The 23,466-nt window shown below is 67.6% G+C and carries 27 protein-coding genes; 18 read left to right on the top strand and 9 right to left on the bottom strand.

Features of this window, described 5'->3' with window-relative positions; genetic code table 11:
• The first annotated feature begins 178 nt into the window (after positions 1–178).
• From ACQ860_RS16820 to ACQ860_RS16805, 4 genes are read left to right on the top strand one after another with little or no spacing between them, the layout of a single operon-like run.
• Complete coding sequence (locus ACQ860_RS16820) at positions 179–1,675, top strand: M81 family metallopeptidase (RefSeq protein WP_431304485.1); 1,497 nt, start codon at positions 179–181, stop codon at positions 1,673–1,675.
• Complete coding sequence (locus tag ACQ860_RS16815) at positions 1,672–2,757, top strand: alanine racemase (protein ID WP_431304484.1); 1,086 nt, start codon at positions 1,672–1,674, stop codon at positions 2,755–2,757. The genes ACQ860_RS16820 and ACQ860_RS16815 overlap by 4 nt, the downstream gene beginning before the upstream one ends.
• Positions 2,751–3,158: a 4Fe-4S dicluster domain-containing protein gene (locus ACQ860_RS16810; RefSeq protein WP_431304483.1), complete on the top strand. Its 408-nt coding sequence runs from the start codon at positions 2,751–2,753 to the stop codon at positions 3,156–3,158. Before ACQ860_RS16815 ends, ACQ860_RS16810 begins: the two co-directional genes overlap by 7 nt.
• Positions 3,149–3,979: a heterodisulfide reductase-related iron-sulfur binding cluster gene (locus ACQ860_RS16805; protein ID WP_431304482.1), complete on the top strand. Its 831-nt coding sequence runs from the start codon at positions 3,149–3,151 to the stop codon at positions 3,977–3,979. The genes ACQ860_RS16810 and ACQ860_RS16805 overlap by 10 nt, the downstream gene beginning before the upstream one ends.
• Positions 3,980–4,035: 56 nt before the next feature.
• Here the strand turns inward: ACQ860_RS16805 and ACQ860_RS16800 are convergent, their stop codons facing one another.
• Positions 4,036–4,488, bottom strand: coding sequence for a GatB/YqeY domain-containing protein (locus tag ACQ860_RS16800; protein ID WP_431304481.1), 453 nt, complete (start codon positions 4,486–4,488; stop codon positions 4,036–4,038).
• 94 nt (positions 4,489–4,582) lie between these two features.
• On the opposite strand from ACQ860_RS16800, the gene carA reads away from it, so the two are divergent.
• The 10 genes from carA to ACQ860_RS16750 all read left to right on the top strand — a co-directional run bounded on the left by carA (position 4,583) and on the right by ACQ860_RS16750 (position 13,624).
• On the top strand, positions 4,583–5,941 hold the full coding sequence (carA, locus tag ACQ860_RS16795; RefSeq protein WP_431304480.1) for a glutamine-hydrolyzing carbamoyl-phosphate synthase small subunit: 1,359 nt from the start codon (positions 4,583–4,585) through the stop codon (positions 5,939–5,941).
• A gap of 19 nt (positions 5,942–5,960) precedes the next feature.
• Positions 5,961–6,719 (top strand): SDR family NAD(P)-dependent oxidoreductase, encoded by a 759-nt coding sequence (locus tag ACQ860_RS16790; protein ID WP_431304479.1) that lies wholly within the window; start codon positions 5,961–5,963, stop codon positions 6,717–6,719.
• Between the two features lie 4 nt (positions 6,720–6,723).
• The gene (locus ACQ860_RS16785) at positions 6,724–7,098 is read left to right on the top strand and encodes a hypothetical protein (RefSeq protein ID WP_431304478.1); all 375 of its coding nucleotides are present in this window, start codon (positions 6,724–6,726) and stop codon (positions 7,096–7,098) included.
• Positions 7,099–7,752 carry a LysE family translocator gene (locus tag ACQ860_RS16780; protein ID WP_431304477.1) on the top strand — a complete coding sequence of 218 codons (654 nt, stop codon included), beginning with the start codon at positions 7,099–7,101 and terminating at the stop codon, positions 7,750–7,752. It abuts the gene before it with no gap.
• Positions 7,745–8,008 (top strand): hypothetical protein, encoded by a 264-nt coding sequence (locus ACQ860_RS16775; protein WP_431304476.1) that lies wholly within the window; start codon positions 7,745–7,747, stop codon positions 8,006–8,008. The genes ACQ860_RS16780 and ACQ860_RS16775 overlap by 8 nt, the downstream gene beginning before the upstream one ends.
• A complete protein-coding gene (locus ACQ860_RS16770) occupies positions 8,005–8,274 on the top strand; it encodes a hypothetical protein (protein WP_431304475.1) in 270 nt (89 codons plus the stop codon). The genes ACQ860_RS16775 and ACQ860_RS16770 overlap by 4 nt, the downstream gene beginning before the upstream one ends.
• The gene (locus tag ACQ860_RS16765) at positions 8,274–8,531 is read left to right on the top strand and encodes a hypothetical protein (RefSeq protein WP_431304474.1); all 258 of its coding nucleotides are present in this window, start codon (positions 8,274–8,276) and stop codon (positions 8,529–8,531) included. Before ACQ860_RS16770 ends, ACQ860_RS16765 begins: the two co-directional genes overlap by 1 nt.
• 51 nt (positions 8,532–8,582) lie before the next feature.
• Positions 8,583–11,828, top strand: a complete 3,246-nt coding sequence (carB, locus tag ACQ860_RS16760; protein ID WP_431304473.1) for a carbamoyl-phosphate synthase large subunit — start codon at positions 8,583–8,585, stop codon at positions 11,826–11,828.
• Positions 11,829–11,943: 115 nt separating this feature from the next.
• On the top strand, positions 11,944–12,417 hold the full coding sequence (greA, locus tag ACQ860_RS16755; RefSeq protein ID WP_431304472.1) for a transcription elongation factor GreA: 474 nt from the start codon (positions 11,944–11,946) through the stop codon (positions 12,415–12,417).
• Between the two features lie 4 nt (positions 12,418–12,421).
• The gene (locus tag ACQ860_RS16750) at positions 12,422–13,624 is read left to right on the top strand and encodes a threonine ammonia-lyase (RefSeq protein WP_431304471.1); all 1,203 of its coding nucleotides are present in this window, start codon (positions 12,422–12,424) and stop codon (positions 13,622–13,624) included.
• Between the two features lie 57 nt (positions 13,625–13,681).
• On the opposite strand, the gene ACQ860_RS16745 is transcribed toward ACQ860_RS16750, so the two are convergent.
• The 4 genes from ACQ860_RS16745 to ACQ860_RS16730 form a co-directional block, all read right to left on the bottom strand.
• Positions 13,682–15,001, bottom strand: coding sequence for a TRAP transporter large permease (locus ACQ860_RS16745; protein ID WP_431304470.1), 1,320 nt, complete (start codon positions 14,999–15,001; stop codon positions 13,682–13,684).
• Positions 15,001–15,504, bottom strand: a complete 504-nt coding sequence (locus tag ACQ860_RS16740; protein ID WP_431304469.1) for a TRAP transporter small permease — start codon at positions 15,502–15,504, stop codon at positions 15,001–15,003. Before ACQ860_RS16740 ends, ACQ860_RS16745 begins: the two co-directional genes overlap by 1 nt.
• 4 nt (positions 15,505–15,508) lie before the next feature.
• Positions 15,509–16,501: a TRAP transporter substrate-binding protein gene (locus tag ACQ860_RS16735; RefSeq protein WP_431304468.1), complete on the bottom strand. Its 993-nt coding sequence runs from the start codon at positions 16,499–16,501 to the stop codon at positions 15,509–15,511.
• A 109-nt stretch (positions 16,502–16,610) separates the two neighbouring features.
• Positions 16,611–17,105 carry an Lrp/AsnC family transcriptional regulator gene (locus ACQ860_RS16730; protein WP_431304467.1) on the bottom strand — a complete coding sequence of 165 codons (495 nt, stop codon included), beginning with the start codon at positions 17,103–17,105 and terminating at the stop codon, positions 16,611–16,613.
• Positions 17,106–17,212: 107 nt separating this feature from the next.
• Between ACQ860_RS16730 and trxB the strand changes: the two genes are divergently transcribed.
• Together trxB and ACQ860_RS16720 are read left to right on the top strand one after the other, a co-directional pair.
• Positions 17,213–18,184, top strand: coding sequence for a thioredoxin-disulfide reductase (gene trxB / locus ACQ860_RS16725; RefSeq protein ID WP_431304466.1), 972 nt, complete (start codon positions 17,213–17,215; stop codon positions 18,182–18,184).
• Positions 18,184–19,077: a LysR family transcriptional regulator gene (locus tag ACQ860_RS16720; RefSeq protein WP_431304465.1), complete on the top strand. Its 894-nt coding sequence runs from the start codon at positions 18,184–18,186 to the stop codon at positions 19,075–19,077. Before trxB ends, ACQ860_RS16720 begins: the two co-directional genes overlap by 1 nt.
• A 26-nt stretch (positions 19,078–19,103) precedes the next feature.
• Here ACQ860_RS16720 and ACQ860_RS16715 read toward each other — a convergent pair whose 3' ends face one another.
• A complete protein-coding gene (locus tag ACQ860_RS16715) occupies positions 19,104–19,622 on the bottom strand; it encodes a transposase (RefSeq protein ID WP_431304464.1) in 519 nt (172 codons plus the stop codon).
• Between the two features lie 452 nt (positions 19,623–20,074).
• Here ACQ860_RS16715 and ACQ860_RS16710 point away from each other — a divergent pair, with 452 nt between their 5' ends.
• On the top strand, positions 20,075–21,070 hold the full coding sequence (locus ACQ860_RS16710) for a RelA/SpoT domain-containing protein (protein ID WP_431304463.1): 996 nt from the start codon (positions 20,075–20,077) through the stop codon (positions 21,068–21,070).
• A 133-nt stretch (positions 21,071–21,203) separates the two neighbouring features.
• Here ACQ860_RS16710 and ACQ860_RS16705 read toward each other — a convergent pair whose 3' ends face one another.
• Positions 21,204–22,199 (bottom strand): aspartate-semialdehyde dehydrogenase, encoded by a 996-nt coding sequence (locus ACQ860_RS16705; protein ID WP_431305776.1) that lies wholly within the window; start codon positions 22,197–22,199, stop codon positions 21,204–21,206.
• Positions 22,200–22,368: 169 nt separating this feature from the next.
• Here ACQ860_RS16705 and ACQ860_RS16700 point away from each other — a divergent pair, with 169 nt between their 5' ends.
• Positions 22,369–22,599, top strand: a complete 231-nt coding sequence (locus ACQ860_RS16700; RefSeq protein ID WP_431304462.1) for a hypothetical protein — start codon at positions 22,369–22,371, stop codon at positions 22,597–22,599.
• Here the strand turns inward: ACQ860_RS16700 and ACQ860_RS16695 are convergent.
• On the bottom strand, positions 22,596–23,042 hold the full coding sequence (locus tag ACQ860_RS16695; protein ID WP_431304461.1) for a hypothetical protein: 447 nt from the start codon (positions 23,040–23,042) through the stop codon (positions 22,596–22,598). The genes ACQ860_RS16700 and ACQ860_RS16695 overlap by 4 nt on opposite strands.
• Positions 23,020–23,433 (bottom strand): hypothetical protein, encoded by a 414-nt coding sequence (locus ACQ860_RS16690; protein WP_431304460.1) that lies wholly within the window; start codon positions 23,431–23,433, stop codon positions 23,020–23,022. Before ACQ860_RS16690 ends, ACQ860_RS16695 begins: the two co-directional genes overlap by 23 nt.
• Positions 23,434–23,466: the final 33 nt, after the last annotated feature.

Here is a 23,466-nt window from a genome sequence, read left to right as displayed (position 1 = left end):
CAGAGGTTTCGGTATATTTTCCTAGCATGAATCCCGTCCTCAATCCCCGCACATCTGTTCTTCGCGTCGCCCCGCCGGAAACCCAGGCGGGCAGGGCCTTGGTCCGGATTTCGCGGGCAATTGATTTGTCCAAAAGCGGGGTTCGGCGCCCCGACACGATCTTGAAGGTGAAACGCCCATGAGTCCGCGCATCGCCCTTCTGGGCTTTTCCATCGAGTGCAACCGCTTCGCGCCCATCGCGACCGAGGCGGATTTCGCCTATCGCTGCCTGCTGCGGGGCGAGGCCATCGTGACCGATGCGCGCAGCGCGAGCCCCCAGGCGCTGGGCGAGATGCCCGGCTTCGTCACCGGCATGGACGCGACCGGCCCCTGGCAGCCGCGCCCCCTCACGCTGGCCATGGCCGAGCCCAATGGCCCGGTGGACCACGCCTTTTTCGAGAGCCTGATGGAGGAGTGGCGCGCGGGCCTGCGGGCCTTGCGCGGGCAGGTGGAGGGCGCCTTCTGCGTCATGCATGGCGCGGGGCTGACGACCGTGCTGGATGACCCGGAGGGCGCGGTGCAGGCGCTGGTGCGGGCGGAGCTGGGGGAGATCCCCTTCATCTGCACCTATGACCTGCATGCGAATGTGTCGGATGCCAATGTCGCGCTGAACGACGCCTATGTGGGCTATCTGACGAACCCGCATATGGACATGCGCGCGCGGGGCGAGGAGAGCGCGGGCCTGATGCGCCGGCTGCTGAAGGGCGAGCGTTTCGTCCGCGCGCATCGGCGTTTGCCGATCGTGGCCCCCACCGTCTCGCTGCTGACGGCGCAGGGGCCCTATGCCGAGGTGATCAATCTGGGGCAGGAGCGGCGGGCGGCCGATCCGCGCATCGTGAATGTCTCGGTGATGGCGGGCTTCGCCTATGGCGACACGCCCTTCAACGGGATGTGCGCCATCGTCACCGCGACGCATCAGGGCGCGGCGGATGCGCTGGCCGATGAGCTGGCCGAGGCCGCCTGGGCGCGGCGGGACCGCTTCGTAGCGCGGCTGACGCCGCTGGAGGAAGCGACGGAACGCGCGCTGACCAGCACGACTCCGCTGGCCTTCGCCGATGTGGCGGACAACCCGGGCGGCGGCGGGCGTGGCAACACCATGTGGCTGCTGGAATCCTTCCATCGCGCGGGCGTGCAGGGTGCCGTCTTCGGCGTGATCCATGATCCGGCGCTGGTGGCGGAGGCCAAGGCGCTCGGTGTGGGTGCGCGCTTCGAGGCGCGCTTCAACCGCGCGGCCGAGCAGGACCCCTTCAGCCGCCCCTTCGCGGCGGAGGCCGAGGTGAAGGCGCTCTCCAACGGGCAGGTGACGGGCCGGCGCGGCATTTTCGCGGGCACGGCGATGCAGCTGGGCGACACGGCCTGGCTGCGCCTGGGCGGCATTGACGTGGTGGTGATCAGCCAGCGCACGCAATGCGCGGACCCGGCCTTCCTGGAGCATCTGGGCATTGATGTGGGTGCCGCGCGCTGCGTCGTGGTGAAGTCACGCGGGCATTTCCGCGGCGGCTTCGACGAATTCTTCCAGCACGAGCAGATCGTGGAGGTGGATGCGCCGGGCCTCACCTCGCCCATCCTCTCCCGCTTCGACTGGACGAAATTGCCGCGGCCCGTGCTGCCGCTGGATCAGGATGCCTCGCGATGAACCTCGATGAATTGACCACGCCGGCCCTGGTGCTGGATCTGGGCGTGCTGAAGCGCAACCTGGCGATGATGGAGCGCGCGATCGCGCGCCATCCGGGCGTGGTGCTGCGGCCGCATCTCAAGACCGCCAAGTCGCGCGACGTGGCGATGCTGGCGGCCCCGAATTTCGGGCCGGTCACGGTCAGCACGCTGGCCGAGGCGCGGTATTTCGCGGAAGGCGGCTGGCGCGACCAGATCTATGCGGTGGGGATCACGCCGCAGAAGCTGGATGCCGTGGCGGCGCTGAACGCGCAGGGCGCGGATGTGAAGGTCATCACCGATGATGTGGAGGCGGCCGCGGCCATCGCCGCGCATCCGGGAAAGATCCGCGCGCTGGTCGAGGTGGATGTGGGCGAGGGCCGCGGCGGCGTGCCGCCGGATGAGGCGCGCGCCATCGCGGCCGCACTCGGCGCGAAGCTTGCCGGCGTCTTCACCCATGCGGGCCATTCCTATGGCGGGCGCAGCATCCCGGAGATGGCCGCGATCGCGGAGCTGGAGCGCGCGGGCGTGGTGCGCGCCGCTGACGCGCTGCGCGAGGCGGGGTTCAAGCTGGAGATCGTGAGCCTCGGCTCCTCCCCCACCGCGCTGCATGCGGAGAAGCTGGACGGCATCACGGAGATCCGCGCGGGCGTCTATATGTTCGGGGATCTCTTCCAGGCGCAGCTCGGCACGCATCCGGAAGGCGACATCGCGGTGACGGTGCTGGCCAGCGTGATCGGCCGCAAGCCGGCGCGGGGCGCGCTGCTGCTGGATTCCGGCGCGCTGGCGATGAGCAAGGACCGCAGCACCGAGAAGGCGCCGCGTGACTACGGCTTCGGCCTGGTGCTCGACATGGATGGCGGGAATACGCTGGGCGAGCCGATCCTGACGCGGGTGCACCAGGAGCATGGCGAGGCGACCCCCGCCCCCATGCTGCCCATCGGCACGAAATTGCGCGTGGCCCCCAATCATACCTGCCTGACAGCGGCCGCCTTCGACCGCTATCATGTGGTGGATGGATCGCGCGAGGTGATCGCCGTGTGGGACCGCGTCAACGGATGGTAGCGCATGAGGACTGGTCCGCGCTGCGGGCGGCGGAGACCGCGGGCATGCTGGCCGCCTGCACGCGATGCGGCGCCTGCTTCGAGGCCTGCCCGATGATCCCCTATGCCACCGAGGCGCGCGGCACGGATGCGAAGGCCGCCGTGATCGGCGTGCTGGACGTGCTGACCGGCGGTGCCGGGGATGCCGCCGCGCGCAACTGGATCAGCGTCTGCACCCGCTCGGGCTCCTGCAACGAGGCCTGCCCGGAGGCGGTGAACCCCATGCTCATGCTGCGGCTGGCCAAGTGGCAGGCGCAGGAGGGTGGCGTGATCCCCAAGCGGGATGCGGCCGAGACCATGTCCCGCGTGAAGGTCTTCGCGCGGCTGTCCATGACCGAAGAGGAGCAGGCGAAATGGCTGTGAGCACCTTCTGGTATGGCTGCAACATGACGCGCCATGGCGAGATCATCCGCCTCAGCCAGCGCATCCTGGAAGCCGTGGGCGTGGAGGCCGCGCCGGTGGGTGGCCCCGGCGCCTGCTGCGGCAGCCCGAAGGAGAGCACGCCGCGCATCGCCGAGGGCATGGCCGACCGGACGATGGAGAAATTCGCCGCCAGCGGCACGCCGCGCGTCATCACCTGGTGTCCCTCCTGCCACGCGAATCTCGACGATTTCATGGGGCAGACCAAGGAGCAGGGCTTCGACAGCCAGCACCTCTGCGAGGCGATCCATGAGCAGCGCGCCGCGCTCGCGCCGCTGCTGACGCAGCGCGTGGCGGCCAGGGTCTTCGTGGACCGGCATGTGGGCTTCCAGGGGCGGGTGCCGGTGAATGACATCATCCCGGAGCTGCTGGGGATGATCCCGGGCGTCTCCGTGGCGGACCACCCCTATCGCGCGCCGAGCTACATGTGCTTCGGCCTCGCCAGCGTGCCGGGGGCGCTCGCCGATGTGCAGCGGACGACGCTGGCCGCGATGCGGGAGACGGGGGCGGATACGCTCGTCACCATCTTCCATTCCTGCCACCGCGAGATGATCGGTCTGGAGCGCGATCATGGCATCCGCGTGGTGAACTGGGTGCATCTGCTGGCCGAGGGCATGGGCCTGCCCTACGAGGATGAGTACAAGGCCTGGCGCAACGCGCCGGACCCGATCGCCGCGATCGGCCCCGAGCGCGTGGCCGCGGCCGGCGAGGTGGCGGTCCGGAAACTGGTGGAGCCGGAGCTCACCCGCCCGAGGCTCGTCTGATGGGGTCCGGGGCCTTTCGGCCCCGGCGGGTCCAGGGCGGAGCCCTGGGGTTTTCCTTATCCTCCCAAAGCGGCCTTCACCGCCGGCCCCGCCTTGGCCATGTCGAGGCTCGCCGCGTGCTTCGCCTTCAGCACGGCCATGACCTTGCCCATCTCCTTGATGCTGGTCGCACCCGTCTCGGCCACCGCGGCGGCGACGGCGGCGGCGAGTGCGGCGTCATCCATCTGGGTGGGGAGGAAGCTCTCGATCACCTTGATCTCGGCCTCTTCCTTCGCGGCCAGTTCCTCGCGGCCGCCCTGGCGATAGAGCTCGACCGATTCGCGGCGGGACTTCGCCATGCCGCGCAGCATGGCGATGATGGCGGGCTCCTCCAGCGGCGGGCCGGGGCGGGCGGCGATGTCCATGTCCTTCAGCTTGGCCGTGATCATGCGCAGCGTGCCGGTGGTGGCAGCGTCCTTGGCGAGCATGGCGGTTTTCAATTCGGTGGTGAAACGGCTACGGAGGTCCATGGATCCAATCCTTACGCGGGAAGTCGGGAGTGTTTTTCCCAGAGACCGGGCTCGCGCCTTGCCCTGGGAAGTGATTTCCCACATAGTGTAGCCCATGCGCTCCGTGGAAGACATCCTTGCCCTGATGGGGGGCGCCGAGGCCGCCGCCGCCCAATGCCAGGTCGGCACCGAGGCCATTCGCAAATGGCGCCAGGCCAAGTCCATCCCGGCCAAGCACTGGCCGGCGGTGCTGGCGGCCACCGGCCTCTCCCTCTCCGACCTCACCAGTTCGGCCCCCACGCCCCAGGAAACGACCATGCCCGACCAAGCTCCCGAAGGTGCCACCGCCGTCCTCGTGCTGGATGATGGCAGCGTGCATTGGGGCCGCGGCTTCGGCGCGCATGGCACCCAGGTCGCCGAGATCTGCTTCAACACCGGCCTGACAGGCTATCAGGAGACGCTGACCGACCCCTCCTATGCCGGGCAGATCATCAACTTCACCTTCCCGCATATCGGCATCGTCGGCACGAATGCCGAGGACATGGAGGCGGCGACGCCCGTGGCCCGCGGCCTGATCGTGAAGCAGGACGTGACGGAGCCCGCCAATTACCGCGCCACGCTGCACCTGCAGGAATGGCTGAAGCGGCACGGCGTGCCGGGCATCAGCGGGCTCGACACGCGGGCGCTGACGGCGCGCATCCGCGATGGCGGCGCACCCAATGGCGTGATCAGCCACCCCGCCGACGGGCGCTTCGACATTCCGGCCCTGCTGGCCCAGGCCAAGGCCTGGCCGGGGCTGGAAGGGATGGACCTCGCCAAGGAGGTGACGGCCCGGCAGGCCTATCACTGGGACGAGACGCGCTGGTCCTGGGGCAAGGGCTTCGGCAAGCAGACGGCGCCCACGCATCGCGTGGTGGCGCTGGATTTCGGCGCCAAGCGCAACATCCTGCGCTGCCTGGCCGATGCCGGCTGCGACGTGACGGTGCTGCCCGCGACGGCGACGGCCGAGGACATCCTGCGCGAGAAGCCGGATGGCGTCTTCCTCTCCAACGGCCCGGGCGACCCGGCGGCGACCGGCGCCTATGCCGTGCCCGCCATCCAGGGCGTGCTGGCGGCGAAGGTGCCGGTCTTCGGCATCTGCCTCGGCCATCAGCTGCTGGCCCTCGCCCTGGGGGCGAAGACCTACAAGCTCGATCGCGGGCATCGCGGCGCGAACCAGCCGGTGCAGGATCTCTCCACCGGCAAGGTCGAGATCACCAGCCAGAATCACGGCTTCGCGGTGGACCCCAAGACCCTGCCCGAGGGCGTGGTGGTCACGCATGTCAGCCTCTTCGACGGTACGAATGAAGGCATCGCGGCTCCCGCCAAGCGCGCCTTCTCGGTGCAGTATCACCCCGAGGCCTCGCCCGGCCCGTCGGACAGCCACTACCTGTTCCATCGCTTTGTGGAGATGATGAGCCAGGCCAAGGCCTGAACACAGGGAGAAGCGGGATATGTTCGATCTCACGGGGCGCGTGGCGCTCGTCACCGGTGGCAATGGCGGGATCGGGCTGGGATTCGCCCGCGGCCTGGCCAAAGCCGGCGCCAGCGTGATGCTGGCCGGGCGCGACGCCACGAAGAGCGAGGCGGCGCTGGCCGAACTGCGCGCGCTGGGTGCGAAGGCCGAGGCGGTGAGCGCCGACGTGACGGACCCTGAGTCGATCAAGGCCATGGTGGCGAAGACCGTGGAGACGTTCGGCCGGCTCGACATCCTGGTGAACAATGCCGGCACCAATATCCGCTCGCGCCCCGAGGAGACCTCGCTGGCCGATTGGCACACGGTGCTGAACACCAACCTGACCAGCACCATGTTCGCGGCCCAGGCGGCCTATCCGCATCTCAAGGCGGGTGGCGTGGGGCGCGTGATCAACAACGGCTCCATGCTCTCCATCTTCGGGATGCCGCTGCATGCGGCCTATTCGTCCTCGAAGGGCGCCGTGGTGCAGCTCACCAAGACGCTGGCCACCGCCTGGGCGAAGGATGGCATCACGGTGAATTGCGTGCTGCCGGGCTGGATCGATACCGCGCTGACCCGCGGCGCGCGGCGGGACATGCCCGCGCTGGATCAGAATGTCCGCACCCGCGCGCCCGCCGGCCGCTGGGGCACGCCGGAGGATTTCGAAGGCATCGCGGCCTTCTATGCGAGTGACGCGGCGGCCTACATCACCGGAACCTCCATCGCCGTGGATGGCGGCTACTCCATTCAGGGATGATGGCGTGGCGCTGCCGGAATTCATGCAGATCGAGGCGCCCCTCTACGCGCCGCGTCGCACCCTCTCCCTGCTGGAGACGGAGCAATTCCTGCTGCTCGCCGCGTACCATCTCTGGCGCGACGATGTCTGGCCGATTGATGGCGAGGCGCTGGACAAGCTGCGCGGCGCCCTTTCGCCGCATCCGGTGCGGGACCAGAACAAGCAGTTCGGCATGAACGTGCTGGAGATGGCGCTGGAGCGGCTGAGCACGGCCGGTCTGATCGAGATCCGCAAGCGCGGGATCGTGCCGACGACGCGCGCCATCGAGGAGCTGGAGCGGGCCATCGCGGAGACGAAGAAGAGCGCGGACGACATGCTGCGCAAGCTGCTGGAGGACTAGATGCCCTCCCTCGAAACCCTGCTGGTCTTCGCCGCCCTCTCGCTCGGCCTGGTGCTCACGCCCGGGCCGAACATGCTCTACCTCATCAGCCGCTCGCTGGCGCAGGGGACGCGGGCGGGCATGGTCTCGCTGGCCGGCTGCCAGACGGGCTCGCTGGTCATCATGCTCTGCGCGGCGGCGGGCATCACGGCGGCGCTGTTTGCCATTCCCTATGCCTGGGATGCGCTGCGCATCGGCGGCGCGATCTACCTCGCCTGGCTCGCCTGGCAATGCGTGCGGCCCGGCGCCACGCCGCTCTTCGCGCCGCGCGTCCTACCGCCCGAGCCCGATGCGCGGCTCTTCGCGGTGGGCTTCGCCACCGCCGCGCTGAACCCGAAAGTGGCGCTGTTCTACGTGGCCGTGGTGCCGCCCTTCCTCGACCCGACGCTGGGCAATCTCTTCATCCAGGGCATCATCCTCGGCGCGGTGCAGATCGTGATCGCCATAGTCTTCGACGGCATCCTGGTCTGGGGGGCGGCGGGCACGGCGCGCTTCCTCGGCACGCGACCCGTCTGGCTGGCCGTGCAGCGCTATGTGCTGGGCGCAGCGCTCGCGCTGATCGCGGCCAAGCTCGCCTTTGGCGAGGGCTTTTCCGGGAGTGCGGCGCGTGGCTGAGACGCTCGTCACTCTCCTCGTCTTGCTGATGCTGCTGGCCGGCTGCACGCTGGTCGCCATCATCGCCACCACCGCCTTCGGCCGCATGCTGCCACGGCTGGAGCAGGCGCTCGGCCTCTCCATGCTGCTGATGGGCGTGCTGCTCTACCTCGTCTTTCCCGGCACGGGCGCGCTCCATGTGGTTGGCCTCGTGGCGCTCTCGCACGCCATCGCCGGCGGGCTGATCTGGTATCGCAGGAAGGTGTTCGGGCGATGAACGGCTTCGTCTTCGCGCTCTTCGCGCTGGGCTATTCCGGCGGCGTGCTCTTCTGGCTGGCGCATGCGCTGAAGAAGATGTTCCCGCCGATGCGCGCGGCGCTGACGGCCTTCGCCATCTCGGCCACGGTGCATGGCGTGACGATGTTCTTTCTGGAGCCCGAGCACGTCGTCACCGCGCTGGCCTTCTGGGGCGTGCCGCATCTGATCCTGCTGCCGGCGCTCCTCTATTCCGCGTGGCGTGAATCCAAGGGGGCGCAAGGCTGATGGAACAGATCCTCATCATCGTGCAGGGGCTGGTCTATTCGGGCCTGGTCGTCACGCTGCTGGCCAACCGCCTTTCCAAGGGCCGCCCCGGCGTGATCCCGATCCTGGCTGCCGCCGGCTCGCTCATCCTGCTGCACGGGCTGCTCACCTTCCTGATCCCCTCGGCCTGGCACACCACCTGGTACGTCTTCTGGGTGCCGGGCCACATCATCACCCCCCTGATCCTGATCTGGCGCCGCCGCGGCGCCACCGACTGAACACAGCCGGCGGCCCCGCGCCCTGGCCCTTCCTTTCCTCTGAGGTCCCCCATGCCCAAGCGCACAGACATCTCCTCGATCCTCATCATCGGCGCCGGCCCCATCGTGATCGGCCAGGCCTGCGAGTTCGACTATTCCGGCGCGCAGGCCTGCAAGGCGCTGCGGGCGGAGGGCTATCGCGTCATCCTGGTGAACTCCAACCCGGCCACGATCATGACCGATCCGGGCCTGGCGGACGCGACCTATATCGAACCCATCACGCCCGAGATCGTCGAGAAGATCATCGCGAAGGAGCGCCCGGATGCGCTGCTGCCCACCATGGGCGGCCAGACCGCGCTGAACACGGCGCTCAAGCTCGATGCGGCCGGCGTGCTGAAGAAATACGGCTGCGAGCTGATCGGCGCGAAGGCCGATGTCATCGACAAGGCGGAGGACCGCCAGAAGTTCCGCGATGCCATGAGCAAGATCGGCATCGAGAGCCCGAAGAGCGCCATCGCCCACACGATGGACGAGGCCTGGGCCGGCCTTGCCGAAGTGGGCCTGCCCTGCGTGATCCGCCCCAGCTTCACGCTGGGCGGCACGGGCGGCGGCATCGCCTATAACCGCGAGGAGTTCGAGCAGATCGTCTCCGCCGGCCTCGCCGCCTCGATGACGAGCGAAGTGCTGGTCGAGGAGAGCGTGCTGGGCTGGAAGGAATACGAGATGGAAGTCGTCCGCGACCGCGCGGACAACTGCATCATCGTCTGCTCCATCGAGAACCTGGACGCGATGGGCGTGCACACGGGCGACAGCGTCACCATCGCCCCCGCGCTGACGCTGACCGACAAGGAATACCAGCGCATGCGCGATGCCAGCATCGCCTGCCTGCGCGAGATCGGGGTGGATACCGGCGGCTCCAACGTGCAGTTCGGCATCAACCCGAAGGATGGCCGCATGGTGGTCATCGAGATGAACCCGCGCGTGTCGCGTTCCTCCGCGCTGGCCTCGAAGGCGACGGGTTTCCCCATCGCGAAGATCGCGGCCAAGCTCGCCGTCGGCTACACGCTCGATGAGCTGAAGAACGACATCACCATGGTGACGCCGGCCAGCTTCGAGCCGACCATCGACTATGTGGTGGTGAAGATCCCGCGCTTCACCTTCGAGAAATTCCCCGGCACGCCCGCCACGCTGACCACCAGCATGAAGTCGGTGGGCGAGGCGATGGCGATCGGCCGCAGCTTTGCCGAAGCCCTGCAGAAGGGTCTGCGCAGCCTGGAGACGGGCCTCTCCGGCCTCGATGAGCAGGCACCGCCCGGCGATGGCTCGCGCGAGGCCTTCCATGCCTCGCTCGCCATTCCCCGCCCGGATCGCGTGCTGACCGTGGCCCAGGCGCTGCGCGCCGGCGTGCCGGTGGAGGAAATCCACGCCGCCTGCAAGTTCGACCCGTGGTTCATCCGCGAGATCCAGCGCATCGTCGACGCCGAAGCCGAGGTGAAGGCCAAGGGCCTGCCCACCACGGCGCAGGGCATGCGCAACCTCAAGGCGCTCGGCTTCTCCGACAAGCAGCTGGCCAAGCTCACCGGCCAGCCGGAGACGAGCGTGACGGCCGCGCGCGAGAAGCTCGGCGTCACGCCGGTCTACAAGCGCATCGACACCTGCGCCGCCGAATTCGCGGCCGACACGCCCTATATGTACTCCACCTATGAGGGCGGCTTCGGTACGCCCGTCTGCGAATCCCGCCCCACCGCGCGCAACAAGGTGGTGATCCTGGGCGGCGGGCCGAACCGCATCGGCCAGGGCATCGAGTTCGACTATTGCTGCGTCCATGCCTGCTACGCGCTGAAGGAAGCGGGCATCGAGACCATCATGGTCAACTGCAACCCCGAGACCGTCTCGACCGACCCCGAAACGGCCGACCGCCTCTATTTCGAGCCGCTGACGCCCGAGGATGTGATCGCGCTGATCCGCCGCGAGCAGGAGGGCGGCAAGCTGCTCGGCTGCATCGTGCAATATGGCGGGCAGACGCCGCTGAAGCTCAGCCAGGCGCTCGACAAGGCCGGCATCCCCATCCTCGGCACCAGTGCCGAAGCCATCGACATCGCCGAGGATCGCGAACGCTTCCAGCTCATGCTGAAGGGCCTCGGCCTCCAGCAGCCGCAGAACGGCATCGCCCGCAACCTGGAGGAGGCCGAGGTGGAGGCCGGGCGCATCGGCTATCCCGTCGTCGTCCGCCCCTCCTATGTGCTGGGCGGGCGCGCGATGGAGATCGCCTACAATGCCGAGCAGCTCCGCCGCTTCGGCGCGGAGGCGGTGCGCGTCTCGGGCGAGAACCCCATCCTGATCGACCAGTATCTGGCGGATGCCATCGAGGTGGATGTGGACTGCATCGCCGATGCCGACGGCGTCGTCTATGTCGCCGGCGTGATGGAGCACATCGAGGAGGCCGGCATCCATTCGGGCGACAGCGCCTGCTCGCTCCCGCCCTATTCGTTGCCGCCCGCCATCATCACGGAACTCAAGGCGCAGACCCAGGCGATGGCGCGCGCGCTGAAGGTGCGCGGGCTGATGAACGTGCAATACGCGGTGAAGGATGGCGAGATCTACGTGCTGGAGGTGAACCCGCGCGCCAGCCGGACCGTGCCCTTCGTCGCCAAGGCCACCGGTGTGGCGGTCGCCAAGATCGGGGCGCGCGTCATGGCGGGCGCCAAGCTCGCCGAGTTCAATCTGGATGACGACGCGGTGGCCAAGCATGTGGCGGTGAAGGAGGCGGTCTTCCCCTTCAACCGCTTCCCCGGCGTGGACGTGCTGCTCGGCCCCGAGATGAAATCCACCGGCGAGGTGATGGGCCTCGACACCAGCTTCGAGCGCGCCTTCCTGAAGTCGCAGATGGGGGCCGGCGTGAAGCTGCCCGAGAGCGGCACCGCCTTCATCTCGGTGCGCGAGGGCGACAAGGCGGCGGCCGTCGGCATCGCGCGGCGCCTCGCCGAGATGGGCTTCCGCGTCATGGCAACCCGGGGCACGGCGGCACGTTTGCGCGAGGCCGGGATCGAGGTGACGCTGGTGAACAAGGTGCTGGAAGGCCGCCCGCATTGCGTGGATGCGATCAAGTCCGGGGAGATCCAGCTGGTGATCAACACCTCGGGCGGCGGGCGCAGCGTGTCCGACAGCTTCGACATCCGCCGTTCGGCGCTGACGCAGGGCGTTCCGCACTACACGACCATCGCCGGCGCCCGGGCCGCGGCGGGCGCCATCGCCGCGCTGCGCGCGGGAACCCTTGATGTAGCGCCGCTGCAATCCTACTCTATCACGTCGTTCTGAAGTCCGACTCATGGAGGGTGGGGGCACTCCCGCCCCCTTCCCTCCCCTCTCACCCTGGCGTGCCACGCAAGAGCCGGCCAGGGAGAGGGGTATCGCCGCGAAGGAAGATACCGCCGTGCAGAAGTTCCCGATGACCGCCGAGGGGCTGGCCAAGCTGGAAGAGGAACTGAAGCAACTGAAATCCGTCGAACGCCCCGCGATCATCGTGGCGATCGCGGAGGCGCGCGCGCATGGCGACCTCTCGGAAAACGCCGAGTATCACGCGGCGCGCGAGCGGCAATCCTTCATCGAAGGGCGGCTCGCCGAGTTGGAAGCGATCATCCCCTCGGTCGAGGTGATCGACGTCAGCAAGATGACGGGCAGCCAGGTGCGCTTCGGCGCGCGGGTCACCATCATCGACGAGGAGACCGAGAAGGAGACGACCTATCGCATCGTCGGCCAGTATGAGGCCGACATGAAGACGGGCTCGATCTCGCTCTCCTCGCCGCTCGCCAAGGCGCTGATGGGCAAGAAGGTCGGCGACAGCGTGGAGGTGCCCGCCCCCGGCGGCGCGCGCGCCGTCGAGATCACCGCGGTCGCCTTCAGCTGATCCCGTGACGCTTTCCATTGCCGACATCCGCGCCGCGGCCGAGCGCGTCCGCGGGCGTATCCTGCGCACGCCCAGCATCGAGAACCCCGCCGTCTCGCAAGCCTGCGGCACCCGGGTCACCCTCAAGCTGGACAACCTCCAGGCCACCGGCGCTTTCAAGGAGCGCGGAGCGGCCAATCGCCTTTCGCTGCTGAGCGCCCGCGAACGCGAGGCCGGCGTCATCGCGATGTCGGCCGGGAACCACGCGCAGGCCGTGGCACGCCACGCGACGCTGCTGGGTATCGCATCCACCATCGTCATGCCGCGCTTCACGCCCTCCACGAAGGTCGCCCGCACCGAGGGCTTCGGCGCGCGGGTGGTGCTGCACGGCGAAACCCTGGCCGAGGCCGCCGCCCATGCGCATCACCTCGCGCGGACGGAGGGCCTCACCTTCATCCATCCCTATGATGATCCGGCCGTCATCGCCGGCCAGGGCACCCTGGCGCTCGAGATGCTGGAGGATGCGCCCGAGCTGGACGCGCTGATCTTCCCCACCGGCGGCGGCGGCATGGTGACCGGCTGTGCCGTCGCGGCGCGCGCGCTGCGGCCGGGGATGCCGGTCTTCGGCGTGGAGGTCGAGGGCTACCAGGCCATGCGCCAGCGCCTGGCCGGGCAGCCGGTGCAGGTGGGCGGCCCGACGGTCGCCGAGGGCATCGCGGTGCGTGATGTCGGCAGCCTGCCGCTGGAGATGCTGCGGCGCCTCGGCGTGGAGATCCTCGTCGTCCCCGAACATGCGGTGGAGCAGGCGATCGCGCTGCTGGCCGAGGGGGCCAAGGTGGTGGCGGAGGGTGCCGGTGCGGCGGGTGTCGCGGCGCTGCTGACCCATCCCGATCGCTTCGCGGGGCTGCATGTCGGCACCGTCGTCTGCGGTGGGAACATCGACTCCCGCGCGCTGTCGAACGTCTTGCTGCGACAGTTGCTGCGCGACGGGCGCATCCTGCGTCTCACCTTCGACATTCCCGATCGCCCCGGCATGCTGGCGCAGATCGCCGCGCGGATTTCCGAGATCGGCGGCAATGTGATCGAGGTGCAGCACCAGCAATTGTTCGGCGCCCCCACGGTGCAGAGCACGGAGCTGCACCTGATGATCGAGGTGCGGGACCGCGCCCAGGGCGAAGCCCTGATCGCCGCGCTCGAAGCCGGCGATTTCGGCGTCCGCCGCACCTGACGTTTTCGAGAGGCCTTTCGGCCTCTGGTGGGGTTCAAGGGACAAAGCCCCTTGCTCTCACTTCAGGAAATCCGGCTCGATCAGCCGCGGCAGCAGCAGCGCCATGTCGGGCCAGAGGATCAGCAGCGCCAGCACGCCCAGCATGGGCAGCAGCATCAGGCACACATCCTTCAGCGCATCAATGACGCGCATCTCCGCCACCGCGCAGGTGATGAGCAGGCAGAGCCCATAGGGCGGCGTCACCAGCCCGAAGGCCAGCGAGACGATGCCGATCATCGCGAAATGCACCGGGTGCAGCCCGGCCGCCTCCGCGATCGGCTGCAGGATCGCGCCCACGATGATGATGGCCGGGATCGCATCCAGGAAGCAGCCCACCACCAGGAAGACGCCCGCGATGAAGAAGCCCGTCAGCACCGGCCCCATCTGCCAGGCGCCCACACCCGCCATCAGCGCCTCGGGGATCTTGTAGAAGGCGAGCAGCCAGCCGAAGGCGCTCGCCGTGCCCACGCAGAAGAGCGCGATGGCCGAGAGCTTCCCCGTCTCGCTGAAGGCGTTCCACAAGCCGCGCATGTCCATCTCGCGATAGACGATGATCGAGAGGAAGCCCGCATAGAGCACCGCGATGCAGGCGCTCTCCGTCGCGGTGAACCAGCCGAAGATCTTGCCGCCGATGATGATGAAGGGCGTCAGCAGCGCCGGAATGGAAACGAGGAAGGAGGCGAAGATCTCGTTCATCGTCGAGCGCGGATAGGTGGGATAGCCGCGGATCTTCGCATAGGCATGCACGGTCCCCATCTGCGCCAGGCCGATCAGCAGGCCCGGCAGCACGCCCGCCAGGAACAGCGCGCCGATGGAGACCGTCAGCACGCCGCCCCAGACGATCATCAGGATCGAGGGCGGGATGATGACCGCCAGCACGGCCGAGACGGCGGTGATGGCGACGGAGAAGCTGTCGTCATAGCCCTCCTTCCGCTGCGCCTCGATGAAGAGCTTGGCCTGGCTCGCCGCATCGGCCGTGCTGCTGCCCGAGATGCCCGCGAAGAAGATGGAGAGCACCACGTTCACCTGCGCAAGGCCGCCCGGAAAATGCCCCACCAACGCGCGGGAGAAGCGCACCAGGCGGTCCGTGATGCCACCGATGTTCATCAAATTCGCCGTGAGCAGGAAGAAGGGCACGGCGAGCAGGATGAAGCTGTTATAGGCGTTGAAGGTCTCCTGCAGGAGCAGCATGGGCCAGAGCCGGTCCTCGATGAGCAGGATGGGCAGGCAGGCGAGGCCGATGGCGACGGCCACCGGAACCCGCAGCGCCAGCATGCCGAAGAAGCCGCCGAAGAGGATCCAGGCCGCCTGCGCGGAGGAGAGCGTGCTGGCCCCCATCAGCCGCGCCCCCGCAGCACCTGGATGCTGTCCCACATGCGCTCGCCGGTGAAGAGCAGCCAGGAGAAGCCCGCGATGGGCCAGGCGATGTGGATGGTCCAGAGCGGCAGTTCCGCCAGCTCGCTGATGCGGAACCACGCGAAGTCGGTGAACTCGATGCCCCACCAGAGGAAGACGGCGCCGAAGATCAGCATGAAGACGTTGGCGGTCAGGTCGAGCACCGCCTTGAACCTGCCCGTGGCCGAGGGGAAGAGGTCCACGATGAAGTGGCTTCCTTCCCGCACGCCGATCATCGCGCCGATCATCACCATCCAGACGAGGAGGAAGCGCGCCGCCTCCTCCGTCCAGATGAAGCGCGGGATCCACTCGGTGAAGCGCGCGAAGATCTGCAACGTCACCGGGATGATCAGGATGAAGACGGTGAGCACCACCAGCACATCGAGGAAGCGGCTGTAGAGGAAGGTGGCGCGGCGGAAGGCGCCGCGCGGCTGGTGGTGCGCCATCGGCTCAGCTGCTCAGCGCGCTGATGCGGGAGAAGATGTTCTCCGCCTCGATCTCGCGCGCATAGGCGGCCATCACCGGGGCCACGGCGGCGAGCATCGCCGCGCGGTCAGTGAAGGGAATGCGGCGCAGCCTTCCCTCGCCCTCCAGGCGCGCCAGCGTCTGCCCATCCTCCGTGCTTTCCGCCTGGCGGCCGAAGACGCCGGCCTCGCGGCCCGCGCGGCGCACCGCCTCCTGCACCTCACGCGGCAGGCGCGCGAAGGTCTGGGCCGAGAAGCAGATCGGCCGCACCGTGATCGCGTGCTCGGTGATGGCGAGCTGCGGCGCCACCTCGAAGAAGCGCATTGCCAGCACGCCCGCCGCCTCGTTCTCGCCCGCTTCCAGCACGTTGTTCTGGATGGCGTTGTAGATCTCGTTATAGGCGATGACCTGCGGCGCCATGCCGGCCGCCGCGAAGGTGCGGTTCCAGATGGGGGCACCCTGCACGCGCACGCGCAGGCCCCGCATCTCCGCCATGTTCGAGACCGGCTTGTTCGCGAAGATGTTGCGGATGCCGCCGCCGGCATAGCCGATCAGCATGACACGCGCGCGCCGCTCCACCTCCTGCGCGACAGGCGACAGCAGGTCCTGGTCCATCACCTGGTTCCAATGCGCCAGGTTACGGAACAGGAAGGGCGCGTCAATGAAGGGCGCGGCCCGGCTGAAGGTGGACATGTGGGCCGGCGAGACAATGCCGTAATCCACCGCGCGCCCGGCCGACATGTACTCGAAATACTGCTTCTCGAGGCCCAAGCTGCTGTTGCGGTGCAGGACGAAGTTCACCGGCCGTCCGGCATATTGCTTCACCAGTTCTTCGAAGCGCAGCAGCGTTCGGTTGAAGACGTGGTCGTCGTTGAACTGCACGGCGCCGTTCAGCGTGATGGGCGCCTGCGCGCGCACGACAGTGGGCGCGGCGAGCAAGCCGGCGGCAGTGCCGCCCAGAAGCGTTCTGCGGTCCATATGCGGATCCTCCCTGTGGTTCCGTCTCACGGCGGATTTCCCGCTCGCGAAGGGAAGCCTATGCTTGGGGAAGGTCCGTTGGGAAGGGCTCGATTCCGGCCGCCCTGACCTAGAAGGGCACGCCCACCGCGTTCTTCGCGGTGCGGATCGTCTGCAGCGTCTGCACGCGCAGCACGTTCTGCGCGCTGGTCAGCCGCGCCGTCAGCGCGTTCTCGTGCGCCGTGTCTCGCGCCACGAGTCGCAGCAGGAAGTCGCCGCCGCCGCGGATCATGTGGCATTCGCGCACCTCCGGCCAGGCGATGACCTCGGCCTCGAAGGCGTCCAGCACCACCTGCTTCTGGCTCTCCAGCCCGACGATGGCGAAGAAGGTGACCTCGAATCCGAGCGCCGAGGGCTCCACATCGGCGTGGTAGCCGCGCAGCACCCCCGCCTCCTCCAGCCGGCGCACGCGGCGCAGGCAGGGCGGTGCCGAAAGCCCCACCCGGCTCGCCAACTCCACATTCGTGATCCGCCCATCCGATTGCAGCTCCGCGAGAATCCGGAGGTCAATCGCGTCCAGCTCGGCTGCGCCGTTGGGCGTTGTTTCGTTGCTACGGGGTGCCATGGCGCGCAATATCCTTGCGGATGCGGCGAAGTGCAACCCACTCTCTTGTTCCGCATGCGAAGATGGGCAGATATGCGTGCCACACACGCCAGTCTCCGGAATCGCCCGTGACCGCCACCATCCCCACCCGCCTCCTGATCATCGGCGCCGGCCCGGCCGGCTACACCGCCGCGATCTATGCGGCCCGCGCCGGCCTGAAGCCCATTCTCGTCGCCGGCATGCAGCCGGGCGGCCAGCTCACCATCACCACCGAGGTCGAGAACTATCCGGGCTTCGCCGAGGCCGTGCAGGGCCCGTGGCTGATGGAGCAGATGCGCGCCCAGGCCGAACATGTCGGCACCGAACTCAAATACGACCTCGTCACGAGCGTGGACCTCTCCCGCCGCCCCTTCCGCGCCGAATGCGACAGCGGCGATGTCTACATGGCGGATTCCATCATCATCGCCACGGGCGCCCAGGCACGCTGGCTCGGCATCCCCGGCGAGCAGGCGCTCTCGGGCTTCGGCGTCTCCGCCTGCGCGACCTGCGACGGCTTCTTCTTCCGCGGCAAGGACGTCGCCGTCATCGGCGGCGGCAATTCGGCCGTCGAGGAGGCGCTCTACCTCGCCAACCTCGCGCGCCACGTCACGCTCATCCACCGCCGCGACAGCCTGCGCGCCGAGCGCATCCTGCAGGAGCGCCTCTTCGCCAAGGAAAACGTCACCATTCTCTGGGACATGGTGACCGAGGAGATGCTGGGCACGGACGCGCCCCGCCCCGTCGCCCGCGGACTGGCGCTGCGCCACGCCCGCACCGGCGAGCGGCGCGAACTCCCGGTGGACGGCATTTTCGTGGCGATCGGCCATGATCCGGCGACGAGCCTCTTCCGCGGCCAGCTCGCCATGGATGAAGGAGGCTATCTGATGGTGACACCAGGCGGCACCCGCACCAGCGTGGAGGGCGTCTTCGCGGCGGGCGACGTGGCGGACAAGGTCTATCGCCAGGCGGTGACCGCCGCCGGCACGGGCTGCATGGCGGCGCTGGACGCCGAGAAGTTCCTCGCCGCTCACGAAACCGAATCCAGCAAGGCGGCCGCGTGATGCCGCTCGACTGGGACAAGCTGCGCGTCTTCCACGCCGTCGCCGAGGCCGGCTCCTTCACCCATGCGGGCGAGACCCTCGCCCTCTCGCAATCCGCCGTCTCCCGCCAGATCCAGGCGCTGGAGGATGCGCTCTCCGTGCCGCTCTTCCACCGCCATGCGCGCGGCCTGATCCTCACGGAATCGGGGGAGACGCTGAACCGCACCGTGCGCGAGGTCTTCGCCAAGCTCGCCATGACCGAGGCGCTGCTGACCGAGGGCCGCGAACGCCCGGCCGGGCGGCTGAAGATCACCACCACCACGGGCTTCGGCGGCTCCTGGCTCGCCCCGCGCCTGCACCGCTTCCTGGAAATGTACCCGGAGATCAACGTCTCCGTGATCCTGGACGATGCCGACCTCGACCTCGCCATGCGCGAGGCGGATGTCGCCATCCGCATGCACCCGCCCCGCCAGCCGGACCTGATCCAGCGCCATGTGGCGAGCTTCGGCTGGCGCATCGTGGGCCACCCGGACTACCTGAAGCGCCACGGCATCCCGCAGCGCCCGGAAGAGCTGGACGCGCACAAGCTCATCGTCTGGGGCGACTACCGCCCGCCGGTCGAGGACATCAACTGGCTCGCCGAGATCGGCCGCAAGCCCGGCCAGGCGCGGCGCGGCACGCTGGAGGTGAACAGCCTGACCGGCATGCTGCGCGCCGTGCAATCGGGCATGGGCCTGGCCGCCATGCCGGACTACATGGGGCCGGAGCTGGAAGGCCTGCTGACCGTGCTGCCGGAGCTCAAGGCGCCCAAGATCAACGCCTATTTCGTCTATCCGGAAGAGATGCGGGCGTCCAAGCGCGTCTCCGTCTTCCGCGATTTCCTCGTGGCGGAGTTGGCGGGCACCAGCAGCTGAGCTGATGCGGGGGTGGCGGGCCGTCTTCATCGGGTCCGCCACTGCCGCATGTCACCGCCGGCCATTTTCAGCAGCCCGCCACAGGCCTTGAGCAGGCCGCGCGGGATGCTCCGCAGGTCTTCCAGCGCCTTCGCCACCAGCTTTTCGATGCTTTCGGACAAAGCCAGGTCCGGGAGGAAGCAGGGGGCGCAGGGCAGGGCTGAGCGCAGGTCCAATTCCTTCACCACCAGAAGCTGATGCAGGGTGGCCCGCCGCGCCACCCGGCGCCAGGCGCGGCAAAGCCGTTCCCTCAGGCTGTCGAATTCCGGGTTGGTCGCGGCGAAGAGCCAGCGGTCCAGCACGCCGGCTTGCATCCAGCGCACGAGCTGGCGGCGCACCGTGTCCGGCTTGCCGAACCGCGCCGGCATCTCCGCCCAGATGCAGCGGGACATCACCACATGGAAAATGCCGTCCAGCGTGCGGCGCCGATCCTCCGACGGACGACCGCCGCCGGGGATGAGGGGGAGAAGGAGGGCATATTCGGCATCGGTGAGGTGGGTGCGCATTGGGGGGGGAGGTATAGAACAAAACAAGAACAAAAAGCGAGAGAAAAGGCCTCCGGCGGCCGAGGGGCTGGCCCCTCGGAACCCGACACATCAGGTCGCGCATGGCTTGGCCAGCATGGGCACGCCTTGCAGTCGGATCGGCGCCAGAAACTGGTGCAGTCAACGGACTGGGAAAGCTAATCTCAATTCATGCCCTGCGATTCGGTTTACCGCGACTGTCACGGCTGACGAGGATCCAGGCTAACCGGGGGGGGCACCTCGAAGTGTCGCGTTTCCCAGACTTCGTTTACAGCAAAGGTGAAGTTGCACGTGCCGGCAAGGTTATCGCCAGCGGCTTGCCGTGGTCAGATGAGACCGAAGAACAGATTCGGCACGCTTTCCGGGTCGCCCATAGTTGGCGCGATTCCCACGCCTTTCCGATGCGAAGTATCCGACGCTCCATCCTTCATCACATGAAGGATGCCGGCCTTCACGGCCTTACTGGCGCGCGCCTAAAGCGAATGCCGGCTATCCGCGGCAAATTATTACGGAAGAAACTTACACTATCCCAAATTCAGGATCTTGGCGGCTGTCGCGCCATCATGCCTGATATTCGCAGCGTTCACGAACTCACCGCCGCATTAAGATCAAATCTTCGCCATGACATATGGCGAGAGGATAACTATATCTTGGAACCAAAGATTGACGGGTACCGAAGCCACCACCTGATTCTGAGTTTTAATTCAAAGAACTCAATTGAACAAAAATTTAAGGGACGGCGCATCGAACTTCAGATTAGGACTAAGCTACAACACGCCTGGGCTACCACTGTAGAAGCCGTTGGCCTATTCCGCGGTGAAGGCCTGAAGAACCATGAAGGAAGCCGAGAATGGCTGCGTTTGTTTGCCCTGATCTCGTCCGAATTCGCTGAAGCTGAAGGCTGCCCGCTCCCGGCCTCCTCGCTCGATAAGCAAGAACGACTGGCCGAAATCAGACACCTAGAGGCCGAACTGAGAGCCATTGAACTACTCGACCACATCAGAATCGGGATGCATGGCACGGACAACGCGCTGGCTCCGGGCTTCAGGCCAACTCACTTCTTGCTTCGATTCGATCATATTAATCAGAAAGTAGCCGTTGATCCGTACGACATTCCAAGAAAAGCTGCTACATCTTACGATAGTGCTGAAGTATTGGAAAATCGAAATGGCAGAAATAATCAGACAGTCGTGTTAGTAGAAGTTGATAAAGTCGAAAATTTGAAAGCAGCTTACCCAAATTATTTTGGAGATGTTGAAGAATTTCGTCGTCAGTTAATTCAAATTACTCGGAATGGCGAAGCAACAGAATATGCGATTTCTTCTCGTAAACGAACGAAGACACCTCTAAAACCGTTCGGCGATCTATCGTGGCTACGAGGGAGCGGATTCGGTCGCACGCCGGGAGGGAGTTCAGGCCGAAAGCGATAAGGGGCAAACTGGGGCGCCCATTAGTCGCGCTGCACATAACCGGAGCAGGCTGAGCGCCCCCGTCCGACCTGGGCCAAACACCCGGGGTCCGGGGCCTCTCGGCCCCGGCGGGTCCAGGGCAGAGCCCTGGAACTTATTTGCGAAGCCGTTCCGCGATCTGCACCGCGTTCAGCGCCGCCCCCTTCAGCAGCTGGTCGCCGCAGAGGAAGAAGTCCAGCCCGCGATCCCCGAAGACCGGGTTCGCGCGGATGCGGCCGGCCTCCACATCGTCCTGTCCCGTCGCGGTGATCGGCATGGGGTAGCGCTGGGCCGAGGGCTCATCCACCACCCGCACGCCCGCCGCGCGCGAGAGCACCTCGCGCGCGGCTTCGGGCGTGATGGGGCGTTCGGTCTCGATCGTCACGGCTTCCGCATGCACGCGATAGGTCGGGATGCGGACGGCGGTGCAGGAGATCAGAAGATCGGGCATGCCCATGATCTTCCGGCTTTCCCAGGCCACCTTCATCTCCTCGCGCGTGTAGCCATTGGGCTGGAAGCTGTCGATCTGCGGGATGACGTTGAAGGCCAGCGGGTGGGCGAACACCTCATGCTGCGCGGGCTGGCCGTCCACCAGCACGCGGCGGGTTTCGCGCTCCAGCTCGGCCATGCCTTCGGCGCCAGCGCCCGAGGCCGCCTGGTAGGTCGAGACGATGACGCGCTTCAGGCCGAAGGCCTGCCGCAGCGGCTCCAGCGCGACCACGAGGATGGCCGTGGTGCAGTTCGGGTTGGCGATCAGGCGATGCGAGCCGATGGCGCCCTCATTCACCTCGGGCACCACCAGCGGCACGTCATCCTCCAGGCGCAGCGCGGAGGAATTGTCCACCACGGCGACACCTTCGGCCGCCAGCGCGCGCGCATGCGCCTTGGCGAAATCGCCCGAGACGGCGAGCAGCGCGAGGTCGAGGTTGCGGGCGCCGTCCGGGCTATAGGCCTCGATCGCGACGTCGCCCCAGGGCGTGGTCTGTTTGGTGCCGGCGCTGCGAGTGGAGGCGAAAAGGCGCAGCTCGCTCACGGGGAATTTCCGCTTGGCGAGCACCGCCACCAATTCCTTGCCGACCGCGCCCGTGGCACCGATCACGCCCACACGCATCACACAATTCTCCTGAACATAAACGGGGCAGGTCTAACCCGCGCTGCGATGCAAGAAAACCGCCCACGGCGCAGGGCAGATGAGCGCGGCGCAACCAGCGGCGCGCCAGGGGGTTCTCCATGGCCCGCCTGCCTCATCCCGAAGCGGCCCGGGGCCAGGATGAGGCGCCATGATCCTCCAGCAACTGAACCCGCCGCTGCCCATGACGACGCCGCACGGCCCCGGTCTCGCCCATTTCCTCATGGATTACGGGCCGGAATCACACCTCATGTGGGTGGTCTTCCTGGATGAGGACGGCGCCTGCTGGACCGTGCCGAACCCCGAGGTGCGCCTCGCCCCCAACTGGTCCCTCGGCCGCCGCCCCCGCAAGCCGTCGGCCGGGCTGGCCGCCGTGCGTTAGACCGGGGCCAGCCGCGTCAGCCGCGAGGGGTTGATCTCCGCCAGCAGCACGCTGCCATCCGGGTGCAGCGCGATGCCATGCGCCCCGTTCAGCACCGCCCGCGCGCGTCCCACCAGCGCGCCGTCGCGCGAGAAGACGGAAAGGCGCGGCACCTGGTCCGTCACCCACCAGTTCCCGTCGGAATCCGAGCCGATATCCATGGGCTTATGGACGTCCGTGATCTCGCGCAGGAACTCGCCCGCTGCCGTGAAGATCTGCACCCGGCTGTTGTCGCGGTCCGCCACCGCGATCTCGCCGAAGGCGTTCATCCAGACCGCATGCGGCGTGCAGAACTGGCCGGGGCCCCGGCCGGGTTCGCCCCAGCCGCCATCGGGCGTGCCGTCCGGCCGGAAGCGATGAATGCGCGAGGTCGCATAGCCATCAGCCCACGAAGGCCGTGCCATCGGGGGCGAAGCAGATGTCGCAGGGGCTGTTGAAGGGCTCGCCCGGCCCGTGCCGCACCCCCAGCGCGCCCAGCCGTTCCCCTTCCGGATCGAAGCGGATGATCTCATGCGCGTCGCGGTCCACCACATGCACGCAGCCATCGGGCGCGACGCAGAGCATGTGCCCATCCGCCACGCGCTCGCCCCACGAATCGAGCCGCCGCCCGTCGGCATCCAGCACGATGACGGTCGCGATGGCCGGGTCCACATAGGGGTCGGCGCGCAGCAGCACGTAGATCAGCCCCTGCGCGTCCACCGCGACGTCGCTCACCTTGCCCGCGCCATCCGGCACGGCGCCCCAGGGACGTTGGATCCGATAGCGCCGCGCGCCGAGCTTCACGAAGAGTTCCATGCGGCGAAGCTTGCCATGCGCGCGGCTTGGCGG

Source organism: Sediminicoccus sp. BL-A-41-H5, assembly GCF_050632405.1.
Taxonomy (GTDB): Bacteria; Pseudomonadota; Alphaproteobacteria; order Acetobacterales; family Acetobacteraceae; genus Roseococcus.
Note: the sequence above shows the minus strand (reverse complement) of the source record. Positions and strands in the feature narration are given on the sequence as shown.

Excerpts from the sequence above, each read along its gene's own strand:
- ACQ860_RS16730 (WP_431304467.1), bottom strand. The coding sequence starts at position 17,105 with ATGGCACCCCGTAGCAACGAAACAACGCCCAACGGCGCAGCCGAGCTG.
- ACQ860_RS16690 (WP_431304460.1), bottom strand. The coding sequence starts at position 23,433 with ATGGAACTCTTCGTGAAGCTCGGCGCGCGGCGCTATCGGATCCAACGT.
- ACQ860_RS16815 (WP_431304484.1), top strand. The coding sequence starts at position 1,672 with ATGAACCTCGATGAATTGACCACGCCGGCCCTGGTGCTGGATCTGGGC.
- ACQ860_RS16800 (WP_431304481.1), bottom strand. The coding sequence starts at position 4,488 with ATGGACCTCCGTAGCCGTTTCACCACCGAATTGAAAACCGCCATGCTC.
- ACQ860_RS16705 (WP_431305776.1), bottom strand. The coding sequence starts at position 22,199 with ATGCGTGTGGGCGTGATCGGTGCCACGGGCGCGGTCGGCAAGGAATTG.
- ACQ860_RS16720 (WP_431304465.1), top strand. The coding sequence starts at position 18,184 with ATGCCGCTCGACTGGGACAAGCTGCGCGTCTTCCACGCCGTCGCCGAG.
- ACQ860_RS16735 (WP_431304468.1), bottom strand. The coding sequence starts at position 16,501 with ATGGACCGCAGAACGCTTCTGGGCGGCACTGCCGCCGGCTTGCTCGCC.
- carA (WP_431304480.1), top strand. The coding sequence starts at position 4,583 with ATGCGCTCCGTGGAAGACATCCTTGCCCTGATGGGGGGCGCCGAGGCC.
- ACQ860_RS16780 (WP_431304477.1), top strand. The coding sequence starts at position 7,099 with ATGCCCTCCCTCGAAACCCTGCTGGTCTTCGCCGCCCTCTCGCTCGGC.
- ACQ860_RS16770 (WP_431304475.1), top strand. The coding sequence starts at position 8,005 with ATGAACGGCTTCGTCTTCGCGCTCTTCGCGCTGGGCTATTCCGGCGGC.
- ACQ860_RS16710 (WP_431304463.1), top strand. The coding sequence starts at position 20,075 with ATGAAGGATGCCGGCCTTCACGGCCTTACTGGCGCGCGCCTAAAGCGA.
- ACQ860_RS16790 (WP_431304479.1), top strand. The coding sequence starts at position 5,961 with ATGTTCGATCTCACGGGGCGCGTGGCGCTCGTCACCGGTGGCAATGGC.
- ACQ860_RS16810 (WP_431304483.1), top strand. The coding sequence starts at position 2,751 with ATGGTAGCGCATGAGGACTGGTCCGCGCTGCGGGCGGCGGAGACCGCG.
- ACQ860_RS16715 (WP_431304464.1), bottom strand. The coding sequence starts at position 19,622 with ATGCGCACCCACCTCACCGATGCCGAATATGCCCTCCTTCTCCCCCTC.
- ACQ860_RS16700 (WP_431304462.1), top strand. The coding sequence starts at position 22,369 with ATGATCCTCCAGCAACTGAACCCGCCGCTGCCCATGACGACGCCGCAC.
- ACQ860_RS16745 (WP_431304470.1), bottom strand. The coding sequence starts at position 15,001 with ATGGGGGCCAGCACGCTCTCCTCCGCGCAGGCGGCCTGGATCCTCTTC.
- ACQ860_RS16820 (WP_431304485.1), top strand. The coding sequence starts at position 179 with ATGAGTCCGCGCATCGCCCTTCTGGGCTTTTCCATCGAGTGCAACCGC.
- carB (WP_431304473.1), top strand. The coding sequence starts at position 8,583 with ATGCCCAAGCGCACAGACATCTCCTCGATCCTCATCATCGGCGCCGGC.
- ACQ860_RS16695 (WP_431304461.1), bottom strand. The coding sequence starts at position 23,042 with ATGGCACGGCCTTCGTGGGCTGATGGCTATGCGACCTCGCGCATTCAT.
- ACQ860_RS16765 (WP_431304474.1), top strand. The coding sequence starts at position 8,274 with ATGGAACAGATCCTCATCATCGTGCAGGGGCTGGTCTATTCGGGCCTG.
- ACQ860_RS16740 (WP_431304469.1), bottom strand. The coding sequence starts at position 15,504 with ATGGCGCACCACCAGCCGCGCGGCGCCTTCCGCCGCGCCACCTTCCTC.
- ACQ860_RS16805 (WP_431304482.1), top strand. The coding sequence starts at position 3,149 with ATGGCTGTGAGCACCTTCTGGTATGGCTGCAACATGACGCGCCATGGC.